We start from the raw sequence: 15,624 nt of genomic DNA, 5'->3' as shown, positions 1-15,624 counted from the left end.
GGGGTTTTAATTATTTAGGTCAGTAAAGGCCAAAAAAGGCTTGGCTCGGCGTCGTGAGATTTTTACGAGAAGAGGTTTACTCGTTTCAGTGGTTTGTATTTCTAAGTTTTTTCTTCCAGTATTTATAATGTGCTGGGTGTTTACCACCGTTGACCGGTTCACCCTGAAAAAGGTATTTCCTACAAGTCTTTTTTCAATAGTGCCCAAAGTGGTGGAGCTAAGTATTTTAGAGCCATTTTTTAAAAAGACATAGGTGTAGTTTTGGTCGGCTTTAAGCATTAAAATCTGGTTTGGAAGCACCTCCATTCGGCATCCTATTTTAACAGGGATATGAAGCTTAGAGAAGTTAGGGGTAGTTTTCATGACATTTTTTAAGTATTTCTTATTTAGCTCACGCGTTAAATTTGAACCTATTTGGTTTAGTAAAAAACCGATCTAGGACGAAGCCCCTGCTTTTTTGTCCGAAGGCCCTGTTTTTTTGTCCGAAGGAAAACAGCCAAGGCTGCTGCTTTCTTAATATATCTTTCTTTTCATGGCTATAAATGTTGTAGTTAAACATCCTTTTGACGAAAAAAAGTAACTATCTGGCATAATCTTATACAATCAGTTTTTTTAAGCTTTAAGACCATTTTTTCCTAATTACAAAGTTATAAGGCTCTGGTAGTGAGCAGTAGGACAAATTGCCCAAATAATGGGACAAACTGTGCGGCTGTCTATTTTGAAGAAATAGACCTTAGGAGCGGAAGCAAAAACAGTTTGTTTTATGTCTTACGGAAGGAGCTAATTACGGCGGACGCAATAGGTTTTTAAGAACTCCGACTTTATGCATTACGTAACTTTAAATACACTATTTCAGCACGTATTTATAGCTCACCCTCAGTGCTTACATTTTAATTTGGGCAAGGGCTCATAATTTTTGCTGTAAAAACTGCACCTGCCTGTGCATTAAAACCAGGGTTTAAAATAACATCGTTCCCCGCCCTGAACTCTGCTTTACCAGAGGGTAAGATAGAATTGGTACCTAAAACGGAAATTACCGCTTGTGTTACACCATCATCATTACTGATGGGAGCGGTGTAGGTGACGGTTTGACCTAGGGCTACTACGCCTATCGATACATTGGCAATAGCGGAGGTATCTGCAAGTAAATTACATGTACCACTTCCAGAAACTACACAACGATATTGGTAAGTATTCATGTCCGCTGTAGGGTAAGTTAAATTTAAGGAAGGAGTGGTAACACCTTGGTGAATACTACCGTCTATCAGGTTGGTAAATCCGGTACCATTGGCTACCTGCCATTGATAATTCAATTCGTTCCCATTGGCTAGCACCTCCAGAGTAACAGGGTTGTCTGGACACATAATTTGGCTTATAGGTTGAAGCGTAATACTGGGGATTGTACATTCGAAATCATACAGAAATGGTACTATATGACTGCACCATCCATCAGGGCTGATTTTAGCGTAGAGTGTTTGAACACCCAAAGGCAAAGTGCTTGATGGGGTAAAACCGTTTGGGGCTGTAAATGTACCTGCTAAATTAGTAGCTGCTTCATCTTTGAAAATGCCATTCACGGTACCATTAAAAGTGCCTCCATAGGCAAAGATGGAAGAAAGTGTATCTTTTACAATGACGGAAGAATTTGCAGTATTTACGATGGGATTATTGGTTTGTACACCATATTTAAGAATGCCATCATTTGTAAAAGTGCCCTCGTTTTTCAAAGAATCCGATACAAGAATATAGCCAGCGTTTGAAGTAGAATATGTTGCACTATTCAAAAAGTCACCCCGTATTAGTTTAAGCTCTGCACATTGAGAATTTATAAAGTTGGAGCTATTATGAACTCCATTTACACCCTCAGAGGCATTTTCCCCTATGGTTATCTTGCCGTAATTTGTAAAAGTAGAGCCAAGGGCGTTCCATATTCCTTTTTGACCCGTCCTGTCAATTGTTATTAAACCACTAGCATTATTATTAAAATAACTAGCGTATCGATTATCGATACCACCTGTTTGAATCTGGGAATTTGCACCTATTGTTATTTTGGCATTATTACTAATTATTCCTCCTTCTACATTGCTAATTCCATACTCTGTTCTATCAATAGTTATTTCTCCTCCCGGGTTATTGTTAAAGGTTGATTCGTCATTAGTTAATCCGAAGATACCTGAATGAGAATTTGCTCCAATAGTAATTTTGGCTTCATTGTTAAAGTTTCCTCTTGAGTTGAATATACCAATTAAAGTAGTATTGTCTACGAGAACCTCTCCGCCAGAAATGTTATTAAAAGTTGAATGATTTGACACACCTATAGGACCAATAGCATTTATATTACCCATAATTATTTTCCCCTTATTATCTACCGTACCTTTATTATAGAAAGTTGAACTTAAGGCACTCAAAATGGCTCTCTCCCCATTAAGCTCTAGTTTTCCACCTGTAGCAATGGTAAAGGTGGCTCCAGATTGTACCTCTACTGTGCTGGCAGAAGCATTATTAACGGAGAGTGTAGGTTCGTTTGACGTGCCACTTGGAATTACAACGTCATTTGTGGCAGATGGAACCCCTATGGGTGTCCAGTTACAAGCTTCATTCCATACATTGTTTTTAGCCCCTGTCCAGGTGAGCAAGTCTGTTGGAGTGGCTGTTATGCTACAAGTTGTACCAGTACCCGTAATTGCAAACGTAAAAGGATTTTCATCCACATCATCGTTGGCTATGCTCACAATATCTGTTCTTAGGCCTTCTGCAATGGGGTCAAAAGTGATTTGAAACGAGACAGAATCCCCTGCTGCAATGGTGGTAGGACTTGGTTGTGTTAATGTAAAGTCAGCTTGGTTTGTCCCTATTTGACTTACCGGGCTGGCTCCTAAAGTTAAAGCTACAGTACCCTCATTTATAATCCAGAAAGTGTTAGTGTTGCTTTGGCCCATGGTTATGGCTCCAAAATCTGTTGAGTCTAAGGTTGATGATGTAGCGGCTGCATTGACAATGCTTACATTGTTTCCCTTAACGTTAATTTCGCGGCATGCGGCAGGGACATCTCCTGTTATGGTCCAGCCTTTGTTAGTTATCAAATTATTTCTGGCAATTTGCCCTGCACAATAGCTCAACGGTGATGCATCTCCCAAGTTTTTATTGGTATAACCCGCATTATCCCACGCTTTTAAGATTGCATCATAAGTACTTTGTGAAATACCTGAATTTAGAAAAATATTAACCATGTTAGTAACATTACTTAAGTTAAGGTTGCCAACATATTGGTTAAAAGCACTGCATCCGGTAAATATGTCACGCATTTCTATTACTTCACCTGTATTAAAGTTCTGAGGCAAGGCTTGGTTATAAGCACTGGAGCCATAGAACATGCCATTCATATACCTTACTTTCTCAGTATTAAAACTTTCTGGTAACGCTTTGTTAAAAGAGGTACAATTAACAAACATACCTTCCATGACAGTAACATTGCCCGTATTAAAACTCATTGGTAATATTTGGTTAAAAGAACTACAATTGGAAAACATGGAACGCATATTGGTTACGTTCGTGGTGTTAAAACTGTTAGGTAATGCTTGGTTATAGGAAGTGCAATACTCAAACATACTCTCCATGCTAGTAACATTATTGGTATTAAAACTGTTAGGTAAAGCTTGGTTATACGCGGTACAGAAGGAAAACATTCCCCACATATTTGTTACCGCCGAAGTGTTAAATCCATCGGGTAAGGCTTGGTTAAAAGATTGACACAAACCAAACATAAAACTCATATCGGTAACTGCGGCCGTGTTTGGGACATCAGTTGCATTTAGCACCATATTTTGACAACCAAAGAAAGCACGTCCCATACTTGACCAGACAATATCGCCCCATTGGTCAATTGAGACCAGTTTAAGCTTATCACCACTGTTACTAAAATAGATTCTTGGGAATGTTCCTCTGATAGCTACGCTGTAAGTACCGGCTGTACCATAGTCGTGCGTGACAGAACCCGTTACTCCAAATTCATCATAAGTGCCATCATTGTTCCAGTCCACATCGTAATTGTATCCAGTTCCTTCTGTTGGGATAGTGATGGAGGTACTATTTGAAGAACCTGAACTTAAAGCTGCTGTGTTCCAAGTGGTGATAAAAGGAAGGAAGGCAACTCCATTTGAAATGTTATCAGGTTTTTTACCTGAATTATCGTTGGTACGGTCAATAGAATTTGTATTTAAATCTGATACAGTCGATTCATGATTTACAAGAAATGCCTTTGTATCAGCGGTATAGGGCTTGGGATGTTCGATTTTAAGATCATTTAAATCACCATTTCCATTTTTATCGACTGCATGCAAGCTGCCAAAAGAGCATAAAAGAAAAACTGTAATGAGTAGTTGTTTCATTATAAAAGGGGTTTTAATTATTCAGGTCAGTAAAGGCCAAAAAAGGCTTGGCTCGGCGTCGTGAGATTTTTACGAGCAGAGGTTTACTTGTTTCAGTGGTTTGTATTTCTAAGTTTTTTCTTCCAGTATTTATAATGTGCCTAGTGTTTACCACAGTAGACCGGTTCACTCTGAAAAAAGTATTTCCTACAAGTCTTTTTTCAATAGTGCCCAAAGTAGTAGAGCTAAGAATCTTAGAGCCATTTTTTAAAAATACATAGGTATAGTTTTGGTCGGCTTTAAGCATTAAAATCTGGTTTGGAAACACTTCCATTCGGCTTCCTATTTTTACAGAAGCATGAATCTTTGAAGAATTGAGAGTAGCTTTCATGACAGTTTTTAGCAAGTTTTTATTTATCTCACGCATTAAATTTGGGTCTATACAGTTTATTAAGAAACTGATCTAGGACGAAGCCCCCAATATTTTACCCGAAGGCCCTACTTTTCTTTTCGAGCGAACTATAGCATTTCAAGACCTAGTTTTTTTCGAGTTTTAATAAGTCTTCATGGCTTTCAGTCGAGAAAGTAAAGTATCTTAAGCTGAAGGTTTATGCTTTAGTATTATTCATCACCTGTTGCATTAAGGTTTTCTCTGATTACAAAGTTATAGGGCCTAGATAATGAGCAGTAGGATAAATTGCCCAAATAATGGGACAAACTGTGCGTTTGTGAGTTTTTGAAGGAATATTGGCTTAGCTGCGGAGGAGCGTGGTTTAGCTTATGGCCTTTTGAAGAAGTAAAGAGTTGTACCTGATTTGAACTTTAGGAACGCCAGCTTTGCGGTGTTTTGCCAAATTCCTTTTTAAAGATTCTACTGAAATATCCAGGGTCGTTAAATCCTGAATTCGTAGCAATTTGACTTATGTTTAAGGCAGAGTTTTCGAGCAACTTTTTGGCCTTTTGCAGCTTAATTTGATTAATTAACTTGTTGGGTGAAATACCTACTAAAGCCATTAGTTTTCTGTGTAATTGGGAGTGAGATATGCCTATAATAACGCATAGACTTTCCACATTAAATTCTTGATGGAGCAGGTTATCTTCTATAATTCCTTGTATTTTCAGAATGAATTCGTTCTCTGGGTTTTGCTCATTAACCAGCTGGGCACTATTACCGATTTGAGAAAGATAAAAAGCTTGTAGTTTTTTCCTTGATTCCAGCAATTTGCTTATTCGCATGATAAGCTCTTCACTATGAAAAGGTTTTGCCAAATAGGCATCGGCACCCTTTTCAAAACCTTCCAGTCTGCTCTCTAAGTCAGCTTTGGCGGTGAGTAAAATAATGGGAATGTGGCTGGTCTTTATTTCATTTTTCAAATCGTGACATACTTCGTAACCATCTTTAAAAGGCATCATGACATCCGAAATGATTAAATCAGGAATGAATTTCATAGCCATATTGACCCCTTCTTGGCCATTTTTAGCTAATCTAATTTCGAAGTCTTTTTCTAGGCAAGAAACGATATAGGTTACCATATCGGGGCTGTCTTCTATTAAAAGAATTTGTGGCAAACCTTTGTCGGTTTTATCCATAGGCCTAGCACTTTGTTTTATTGGTTTTGAAATAGCTTCTATTTCTGACAAGTCTTCTAAAGGAGCTTGATTTGTAATAGGAAGGTCTAGACTAATTTTGGTCCCTTTGTTAAGTTTACTTTTTACATGAATGTTACCATCTATCAGTTGTACCAGTTCATTTACCAGAGCCAGCCCAATTCCAGAACCTCCTATTCGTCGGGTACTGGTGTCGTCTACCTGATAAAAACGATTAAAAATGTGGGGTATATGCTCTTTTGATATACCAATACCAGAGTCTTTGACACTAATATGAAGGAAGGCTTTCTGTTTTGCTTTAGTTTTATGATTTACTTTAATATCTACATGCACAGCCCCGCCTGAGGGCGTGAATTTGATAGCATTTGTAAGTAAATTAAGCATTATCTGTTGGATTTTTTCTTGGTCAAAATCCATGATTATCTGCTCTTCAGAAGCTCTGAAAGCTAAATGTACTTTTTTGACTTCAGCCAGTGAGTGTAGGCTTTCTGTTAAATATTTTAAGTAGGGGAGTATGTCAGACTGCTGATTATGAAAAGACATATTACCGCTTTCCAGTTTGCTTAAATCTAGCATTTGATTTACCAATGCCAATAAGCTATCCGAATTACGATTTATCATCTCCATACCTTCACTTAGCCACCTTTTCGGGTTAGTGGTAATTTGATTTGCCATACCTGAAATAACGGTCAATGGCGTACGGAACTCATGTGTGATATTGGTGTAAAAACGTGTTTTTACAGCCTCCAGCTCTTTAAGTTTACTGGTTTGCTCTTCTGCTTTTTGTAAATCTAGAAAACGGGTGTATAACTGTTCAAAAACTTTTCCGGAGCGAATTAAAGTTTGTTTATCAAAATCGGAAAAAGGTTTGCCCACATTATTAAGCATAAAAATGCTTGTGTTTTTAGAAATAGTAGCCACTCTTGCATAAGGGCCGGGCAAGGCTAACATCCTCTTTTGTGCCTCTATAGGGGTTTTATTCCACGGGTGATGCTCAAACAGATGTTTGAAAAAATCTATTTTGTCTTTATTGCTAATGACCTCATCTATAAAGGCAGTTCTTTTAACAATGGCATTGCGGAGGTTTAAAAATATGGGATTGTCAATATAGGGTACTACGGCTTTTTGGACGTATTCCGCCGCCCCACCAGAACCCCATAGAGGAACATTTTTATCCACTTCCTGATTAATGCATATAAAAACGCCGCCGTTAATGTCTATTTGATGTCGTTTTAAATGAAGAGACACCTCGTTTACCAAGTCTTGCAGCTCGGTGGTATCTTTCATGGCCATTCCTTTGACCCTTACATTTTCTAAGGAGGCTTCTATCTCTGCGTTTTTGATAAGTAGTTCCGCGTTTTTTAATTCGAGAAAGCGGAGGTATGCCTCTTCAAAAACTTGGGCAAAACGTTGAATGATATCGGTTTTAAATGCCTCCTTAGAGTTTTTAAAAACCATAAGCCCTGTTTTGGAAGAAAAACGCATGAAGAGTGATAAACTCTCAAAAATCTCTTCTTTGTGTGCAGCTTTTTTTAAGTGCTTTATAAGGTGAGTCTCTTTATCCTTCAAACTATAAGAAGCTTGCCAAGTAGTTTCTTTGTTTAATAGCTGGGCATGAATGGTGTTAAACCAAATGTCATCTTGATAAGGTAAATGAACTTCCTGAACTGATGGGGAAATGTCATTTTGTTTTACATCCCAAAAAAATAAATCTTTAGAATTTGACTCATCAAATGTGTAAAAATGAGCTCCAGTAATGTTTAAACCTAGTTTTTGTAAGTCATGAAAGATAGCAAGGATGATTTTTTCAAAGTCGGAACTCTGCTTTAGAGCTAAAGCTAAAGAGCGAATTTTTTCAATAGATTTTTCTAGGGCTAAGGTCTTTTTAAGAAGACTTAGCTCATGGTTTAATTCATTGATGATTTTCTTTTTTGCCATTAAAAAACAAATGCCGAACGTGAATATAAGTCTGAATTACATAAATCAGACCAAAAGTATAGGCAATATTGGGTTTTATAGGCTGATTTTATTCGTTTGGTCAATTGTGAGCGGATGTCCAGTTACCATATTCTATAATTAATACGGGTCTTGATACCCATCAATAAATTTATTCCCGACCTTTGAAGCCTAAATTGTAACGCTTGAAGTATCTATTTTCTATCCTCTTTTTGTTTTCCGCTTTTCTCGGAAAAGCTCAATTATTCTCTGAGTCTTTTGCTTATCCAGAAGGTACGCCATTAAGTACACTTTCGTGGGAAGTGCATAGTGGAGGCACCACTAATCCTGTTCTGACTTCAGAAGGTCTAGTTTTTGGAAATGCCCCAATGGACGGTGGTGTGGCACTTTCTGTTGGTGGTCAAGACATCCATCAAGGTTTTAAAGCTCAAAATTCAGGAACTGTTTATGCTTCTTTTTTAGTGAATGTAGCGGAGGCGTCTTCTGACGGAGAGTATTTTTTACACTTAGGCCCAGAAGATTTAGGTACCAATTTTAGAGGAAGAGTATTTGTCAAAAAAGCGGATAATGGAATTGCTTTTGGCGTGAGCAAATCTTCTAGCTCAGCTAATTATGCAAACAAGGTTTTTCAGTTTAATAAAACGTACCAATTAGTTCTTAAATATACTTTTTATAATAGCTCAAATACCGATGATACGGTAGAGCTTTTCGTTTTAGAAAACCAGGCTAGTTTTGAGCCTAAAAGCTTGGTTTCGGCAAAAGAGGGGGAGTTTGATAGTAACAATATTGGGAGCATAGCGTTTCGTCAAGGTAGTGGTAGCAAAGCCGCTACTTTAATAGTAGATGAGCTTAGAATTGCGGATAATTGGAAAGACGCAGTTTCTTTAAAAAGAGAGCTTTCTGTAGAGCTGACGTTGCCAGAGAATCTTTACGCTTACCGCTCAAAATGTGTGTCAGAACCTATCTTTCCAGTAACCTTTAATGCTTATTGGCCAGAAACAGAATTGAGTATATGGTCGCCTTCGGTCAATATTATGGAGTTTTCGGTGGACGGAATAAACTGGTCAGACCAGCTTACTTTTAGGTCAACTGATAATGCTTACTATGAGCCTTTTTATATCAAAATGTTGGCAACAGAAGTGGCAGATGATAAAGGTGAATTAACTATCAGTATTGATAATTATGGAGCGGAGGTTATAGACCATATTACAGCGAGGTATGCCATTTTTGGTCTTAGAGAAGATTGCAGCATGGCTGTAAAAGATGTTAAGAAAATACAACAAGGCGATTCGCTATTAGTTACAGGAGTAATTACTGCATCGGCAAATGAGTTTTCAGGTTTTAATTATATAGAAGACGAAACCAATGGCATTAGAATTCAGGGAGATTATGGTTTTGAAATAGGTGACAAAGTCCAGTTTTATGGAATACTATCGGAGCTGAATCAAGAATTGGTTTTACAGGCTAATACGCTTAAAAATGCACGAGTACTAGCTAAACAAAATAAAGAGCCTAAAGTGGTAACATTGGCAAATTTAGAAGAACATGCAGGGAGTTTAGTGAAGCTTGAAAATGTAACATTAAACGACCCAAACTTCGTTTTTCTTCCTAATGTAAATGAAAGTTTAAGCCAAGGGAATAGGGTGAGTCCTGCCAGAATTTGGTCAAGTACCAAAATAGATGGACACTTAAAACCACAAGGTGAGTTTGATATTACAGGTGTGGTGGGTCAGTATCGAGACCAATATCAAATTTATCCAAGATTAGAATCGGACATTGAAAACTTAGGAGAGATTCCAGAAAGTGGTCCAAATATCTCTAAAGAATACACTTTTGATGTAGCTGCATGGAATTTGGAATGGTTTGGGAGTGAAGGAAACGGTCCGCGTGACGAGGCTCTTCAAATGACGAATGCAGTACAAACTATGACAGAGATAGATGCTGACGTGTTTATCTTGGAAGAAATTACAAGCTTAAACGCTTTTGATGATTTAGTAAGTTCTTTGGAAAGTTATGATGGCGTTTGCTCGCCAGCTGTTTCTGGTAGTGGAGACCCCGAGTTTGCTCAGCGAGTGTGTTTTGTTTATAAAACCAATACCGTAAAAATGGTAGAGCTGAAGCCATTATTATCCGAAACCCCAGTTATAGCAGATTATCCAGAGAGTTTTGACAGGTTTTGGGCGAGTGGTAGGTTACCCGCTCTTTTTGTTTGTGATGTGCAGATTGATGGTGTAAGCAGAAGGTTACATGTGATTGGTGTTCATGCTAGAGCCAACAGAAATAATCCTGACGAAAGAGAGCTGGTTTATAATATGAGAATGCGTGATTTAGAGGTTTTGAAAGATTCTTTAGATTTACACTTTTCGCTAGCTTCCATTATTATGGTAGGAGACTATAACGACGATGTGGATGAAACAGTGGTGACTGGATTTACAAAGTCTACGTATAGTGGTTTTGTTTCAGATAGTGATAATTACAAAGTTTTAAGCAAGGAACTGAGCGACAATAAGGCAAAGTCATATTTAGGTTATGATAATGTGATTGACCATGTAATGGTATCTGACGAGCTTTTTGATAGTGTTATAGAAGGCGGAACCCAGCTGCAATTGTCCTTTGTAGATATTGATGGTTATCCTGATAATACATCTGACCACCTACCTTTATTGAGCAGATTTATGCTTAAACCGGTAGTTACGGCTAAAGCATATTCAGAGTTAGATTCTGTTTTGATTTATCCAAACCCTACTGGAGGGAACCTAAAAATAGGATTTGAGAATAGCTCTGACGAGGATTTGAAACTTGAGCTTTTTAATTTAAAAGGAGAGCTAATAGATAGTTTTGAAGATGATTTAAACCGAGTGGAGAAAAGACTATCAAAGGTTTTGGCGAAGCAATCAAGCGGGGTTTATATCATAAAACTATTGACAGAGGACGGGTACAAAACGTACAAAATTGTAAAGAACTAAGGCCTTTTGTTCATGTTCGCTGTCGTCGAAGAAATTATCCTTTAAGTAGGCTTATTTTAGATGCTTATACTGATTAGCAAGTTTGGATTTGATATCGTGAGAAAATTGAAATAGTTTTATACAAAAGAATTATCCCAACCCTATGAAAACAAATACCAGAAGAGATTTTATTAAGAAAGGAGCCTTAGCTGCAGGTTCATTTTATATAGTACCACGCCATGTGCTTGGTAAAGGCTTTAAAGCCCCAAGTGACAAGTTAAATATAGCTGCAATAGGTGCCGGAGGAAAAGGAAGAAGCGACATTAGTAATGCCTATAATAAAGGAGCTGAAAATGTAGTGGCACTGTGTGATGTGGATTTAAACGAGGCGGCTCGTTCTATTAAGAGTTTCCCTAAAGCCAAGATTTACAGAGACTTTAGAGAGATGTTTGACAAGCAAAAAGACATTGATGCTGTCACCATTTCTACACCAGATCATAACCATGGGGTAGCGGCTATGATGGCCATGCAAAATGATGTTCATGTGTATGTGCAAAAGCCACTTACCCATAATATTTATGAGGCTAGAATGCTGACTGAAGCTGCAAGGAAATACAAGATTGTCTCTCAAATGGGTAACCAAGGGGCATCTAATCCGGAGCAGCAGAAAATGATAGAGTGGTTTAAGGCTGGTTTAATTGGTGATGTAGATAAAGTACATATTTGGACCAACAGACCTGTTTGGCCACAAGGAATTCCAGTTCCATCAGGAAAAATGCCACTTCCAAAAACCATGTCTGCTGAAAACTGGGATACTTGGATAGGGCCTGCCGCTATGGTAGATTATCACCCGCTTTATCACCCATTCAAATGGCGTGGATGGTGGGATTTTGGAACAGGAGCTTTAGGAGATATGGGTTGTCACCTGATTGACCCAGCGTTTAGAGTTTTAGAATTAGGTTATCCTACAGAAGTAGAATGTAGTGTAGGGCAAATTTTCTTAAAAGACTGGGAGGCGGAATATATTCCTGAAGGATGTCCTCCTTCTTCAAGTGTTCAAGTGAAGTTTCCAGCCACGGCTGCAAATAAGAAGGAAGTAACCATGAGATGGTCTGATGGTGGAATAAGACCTTTCCACCCTAATATTATTCCTGACGACCATAGCATAGGTGATGAAGATAGTGCCAATGGTGTTATTATGGAAGGAGAAAAAGGAGTAATGGTATGTACATCTTACGGACAAAGGGCCAAAATTTACCTTAATACTGGCGAAATTATAGAAGTGCCTAAGGGTTATGATGCAGGCATGAAAAACGTTGGAATGTCTGAGTATGGCCACCATACTAGCTGGGTAGAGGCTGTTAAAGCAGGCTTTGGCAGCAAAGAGCATAAAGAACTGACGTCATCATTCGATTATTCTGGACCACTAACCGAGACAGTGATTATGGGTAATTTAGCCATTAGAAGTTATCAAGAAAGAACCTCAGGAAGTGGAAGAGGAGCGAAGTTTGAAGGTCGTAAGAAATTGCTTTGGGATGGTGATAACATGAAGATTACCAACTATGATGAAGCAAACAAATTTGTAGGTCGTAAGTATCGTGACGGCTGGAAATTGATATAAGCATAGAAGTAATTAAGAGGAAAGCCGCTGAAAAGCGGCTTTTTTTGTGTTCGATTGTTTGGATCCAATATCGATAGAAAAGAAAACAACAAAGTGAACAAGTCCCACTAGGGACAAAACATCGGTAGAGGGAAAAACAAAGCACCAACGTCAAACAAGTCCCGCTAGGGACGAAACATCGGTAGAAGGAAAAACAAAGCAGCAAAGTCGAACAAGTCCCGTTAGGGACGTAACCTAGGTAGAAAGAAAAAGAAAGCAACAACATCAAACAAGTCCCGCTAGGGATGCAACCTCGGTAGAAAGAAAAAAGAAAGCAACAACATCGAACAAGTCCCGTTAGGGACGAAATATCGGTAGAAAAAGAGAGCAGCAGCGTCAAAGAAGTCCTGTTAGGGACGAAACCTCGGTAGAAAAACAAAGCACCAAGGTTAAACAAGTCCCGTTAGGGACGCAACATCGGTAGCAAAAAAAAAGGCGAGAACATCGTACAAGTCCCTTTAGGGACGAAACATCGGTAAAAAAGAATGTGATGAGAGATTGTCCTTTAGGGACAAAACATTGGTTAATTGAAAATTAAAAAAAACGCTTTTACTTTATATAGCCATATTCCATGGCCAATTTCAACAGGCTAATCATATTTTTCACCTCAAATTTTGAAAGAAGATTACTTCGGTGAGTTTCCACCGTTTTAATGCTTATGAAAAGTTCAGAAGCTATTTCTTTGGTGGTTTTTCCTTTGGCTACTAATTCTAAAACCTCTTTTTCTCTTCTGGTAAATCGTAGTTCGTACAGGTTTTTCTCGGGTGCTTTTTGACGCGAAAGGCTGAGCATAATAATATCTGTCACCTCTTTACTTTGGTAGTTTTCACCTTTGTATACCGTGCGTAAAGCCTTTAGAAGTTCTTCGCCGCCCGTGTTTTTTAAGATATAGCCAGATGCACCATTTTTCATCATTTTGGTAATGAAACTCTCATCATTATACATGGACATGGCTAGTACTTTAACCGCAGGGTGTTTTTCTACAATGTGCTTACATACGTTTAGGCCACTATCTTCTCCAAGATTTATGTCGAGCAGTACCACATCAATATCTTTATCTTTAAGCGTAGTTTTTACTTGAGCAGCGTTTTGACACTCGCCTATGACCTCAAAGTCAGGCTCATTATGTAGCAAGGAGGCTACACCTTCTGTGAAAATTTTATGGTCATCTACCAATAATACCCTTATCATTGTACTTTTTTAGTTTGAATCATTAGCGTAACCAATATGAACAAGCCCTCAAAATTACTACTACCATTTGTGTTTTTCATTGGTTTCTTTTGGCAGTCAAATGTTGTTGCACAGGACCAATATCCTGATTGGACTTTACTTTTTACTAAGGTACAACTTGATAGCTTGCTTCAAAAGTATGAAACCGAAAAAGATACACTGGGTTTAGCCTACACGTATTGGTCTTATGCTAAATATGAGGAGCATTCAAATATTCCAGACATATCTCCTATGGCCACTCTTCATAAAAGCATGGAGTTCTTTTTGGCGGTAGGTGATTCAGTTAATTATTATAATATCCGTGGGGCTATAGGCTCTTATTATATGGATAGAGTTTATATCAAGAAGTTTGCAAAAGAGTATATCGAAAGTTCGGTTAATTACTTTAGAATTAATGACTGGCCATCCTTAGAAATAGGTCATTTGGTGAATTTGGCTAATATAGATATTCACGAAAACAAGTTTGAGAATGTTATAGAACGTCTTGAAAGAGCTGAGATGCTAGATAAGGAGGTGGAAGGAGAGGCTTTTACTGGTAGAATTCATTCTGCCTATGCTGATTATTATACCAGAATTAGAGACTTCGAGAAGTCATTAGAACATGCTGAAAAGAGTCGGGTTATAGGTGAAAAACTTAAAATAGGTTGGTTAGAGGCATTAGCATATTATTTGAAAGCAGCCAGTTATAGAGAGTTGGGTTTTCAAGAAAAACGAATAGAGGCTTTATTGAAAAGTTTAGAAATAATAGAAACTAACGAGATTCTTTATCAACTGAAAAAAGAGATATATGATAATATTCGAGATTACTATTTCTATAAAAAGGATTATGAGAATGCTTATAAATATGCGAACATAACCCTCCGGACAGTAGAGAAGATTTATACATCAAAAATAGAATCAGACTTACGTTCTTTTAGTGACTATAACCTGATAGAAAAACAAAGGATTACAGTTGCAAAGTTGGCTTTGGAAAAGAAGTTGGCAGAAAATGAAATTGACAAACTAGAAACCCGTCAACAGATGTATGTAGGCGTATTGTTTCTTACATTATTGATTTTGGTATTATTGGTAATTGCTTTTGTGAATAAACGTGCTATAAATCAGCTAGAGATTAATCATGCAAATAAAAACAATCAGATTAATACCCTAAACGCTTTAATAGAAGGTCAGGAGAAGGAGCGGGAGCGAATAGCTCAAGAACTGCATGATGGTTTAGGCACCATGCTTTCTAGAATAAAAATTCTAATGGGTAAGGGTTTGACGCAGGAAAATACAGTTCAAATGCTAGATGATGCCTGCTCTGAATTAAGAAACATTTCTAGCAATATGCAGCCAAGTAATCTTACCAACTTTGGCTTGGTTAAGGCTCTTCAAGATTTTGTTTTGAAACAGAATAGTAATGAACCAAGCATCATTTTTCAGCATTTTGGCGAAGCACGAGACTTAGGAAAGAACAAAAATCTGATGATTTATAGAATTACGCAGGAGCTTTTAACCAATTCTCTAAAGCATGCAGATGCCAAAGAAATTTTAGTACAAATTATTTTTTCAGACGAAACTGTCAATTTGACGGTAGAAGACGATGGAATTGGTTTTGATGAAACTAAAATTAAGGAAGGTTCTAGCGGTTGGAATAATATCCGTTCTAGGATAGACTATTTAAAAGGGATGCTAAACCTGCATTCAGACCGTGAAACGGGTACTTCTATTACTATTTCTATTCCATTGGCTTAGTTTTTTACTCGGGTAGTTTTAAAAATTAAGGGTTTACCCTTGGTTTTTAAAATGGGGGATTACCATTAACGAATTGGGATAAATAGGAGGTAAATTTGTACTTTGTTGACATAGGAGAGTTATG

Annotated in this window: 8 protein-coding genes; 3 read left to right on the top strand and 5 right to left on the bottom strand. The window is 37.8% G+C overall.

All coding sequences use genetic code 11. The features are described from left to right. Positions 1-6: 6 nt before the first annotated feature. The 4 genes from AC0L6O_RS16030 to AC0L6O_RS16015 form a co-directional block, all read right to left on the bottom strand. Complete coding sequence (locus AC0L6O_RS16030) at positions 7-363, bottom strand: LytR/AlgR family response regulator transcription factor (protein ID WP_473303757.1); 357 nt, start codon at positions 361-363, stop codon at positions 7-9. Between the two features lie 527 nt (positions 364-890). Further along, on the bottom strand, positions 891-4,388 hold the full coding sequence (locus AC0L6O_RS16025; RefSeq protein ID WP_473303755.1) for a BspA family leucine-rich repeat surface protein: 3,498 nt from the start codon (positions 4,386-4,388) through the stop codon (positions 891-893). 13 nt (positions 4,389-4,401) lie between these two features. Continuing rightward, on the bottom strand, positions 4,402-4,758 hold the full coding sequence (locus tag AC0L6O_RS16020; RefSeq protein WP_473303754.1) for a LytR/AlgR family response regulator transcription factor: 357 nt from the start codon (positions 4,756-4,758) through the stop codon (positions 4,402-4,404). A 431-nt stretch (positions 4,759-5,189) separates the two neighbouring features. After that, a complete protein-coding gene (locus AC0L6O_RS16015; RefSeq protein ID WP_473303752.1) occupies positions 5,190-7,913 on the bottom strand; it encodes a hybrid sensor histidine kinase/response regulator transcription factor in 2,724 nt (907 codons plus the stop codon). A gap of 203 nt (positions 7,914-8,116) precedes the next feature. Between AC0L6O_RS16015 and AC0L6O_RS16010 the strand changes: the two genes are divergently transcribed. Next, entirely contained in the window at positions 8,117-10,897 is a 2,781-nt protein-coding gene (locus AC0L6O_RS16010; RefSeq protein WP_473303750.1) for a DUF5689 domain-containing protein, read from the top strand. A 142-nt stretch (positions 10,898-11,039) separates the two neighbouring features. After that, the gene (locus AC0L6O_RS16005; protein ID WP_473303748.1) at positions 11,040-12,497 is read left to right on the top strand and encodes a Gfo/Idh/MocA family protein; all 1,458 of its coding nucleotides are present in this window, start codon (positions 11,040-11,042) and stop codon (positions 12,495-12,497) included. 588 nt (positions 12,498-13,085) lie between these two features. Here the strand turns inward: AC0L6O_RS16005 and AC0L6O_RS16000 are convergent. Continuing rightward, positions 13,086-13,727 (bottom strand): response regulator transcription factor, encoded by a 642-nt coding sequence (locus tag AC0L6O_RS16000; RefSeq protein WP_473303746.1) that lies wholly within the window; start codon positions 13,725-13,727, stop codon positions 13,086-13,088. 36 nt (positions 13,728-13,763) lie between these two features. Here AC0L6O_RS16000 and AC0L6O_RS15995 point away from each other — a divergent pair, with 36 nt between their 5' ends. Beyond that, positions 13,764-15,500 (top strand): tetratricopeptide repeat-containing sensor histidine kinase, encoded by a 1,737-nt coding sequence (locus AC0L6O_RS15995; RefSeq protein WP_473303745.1) that lies wholly within the window; start codon positions 13,764-13,766, stop codon positions 15,498-15,500. Positions 15,501-15,624: the final 124 nt, after the last annotated feature.

It is taken from the genome of Arcticibacterium sp. GJ41-1, assembly GCF_055808875.1.
Note: the sequence above shows the minus strand (reverse complement) of the source record. Positions and strands in the feature narration are given on the sequence as shown.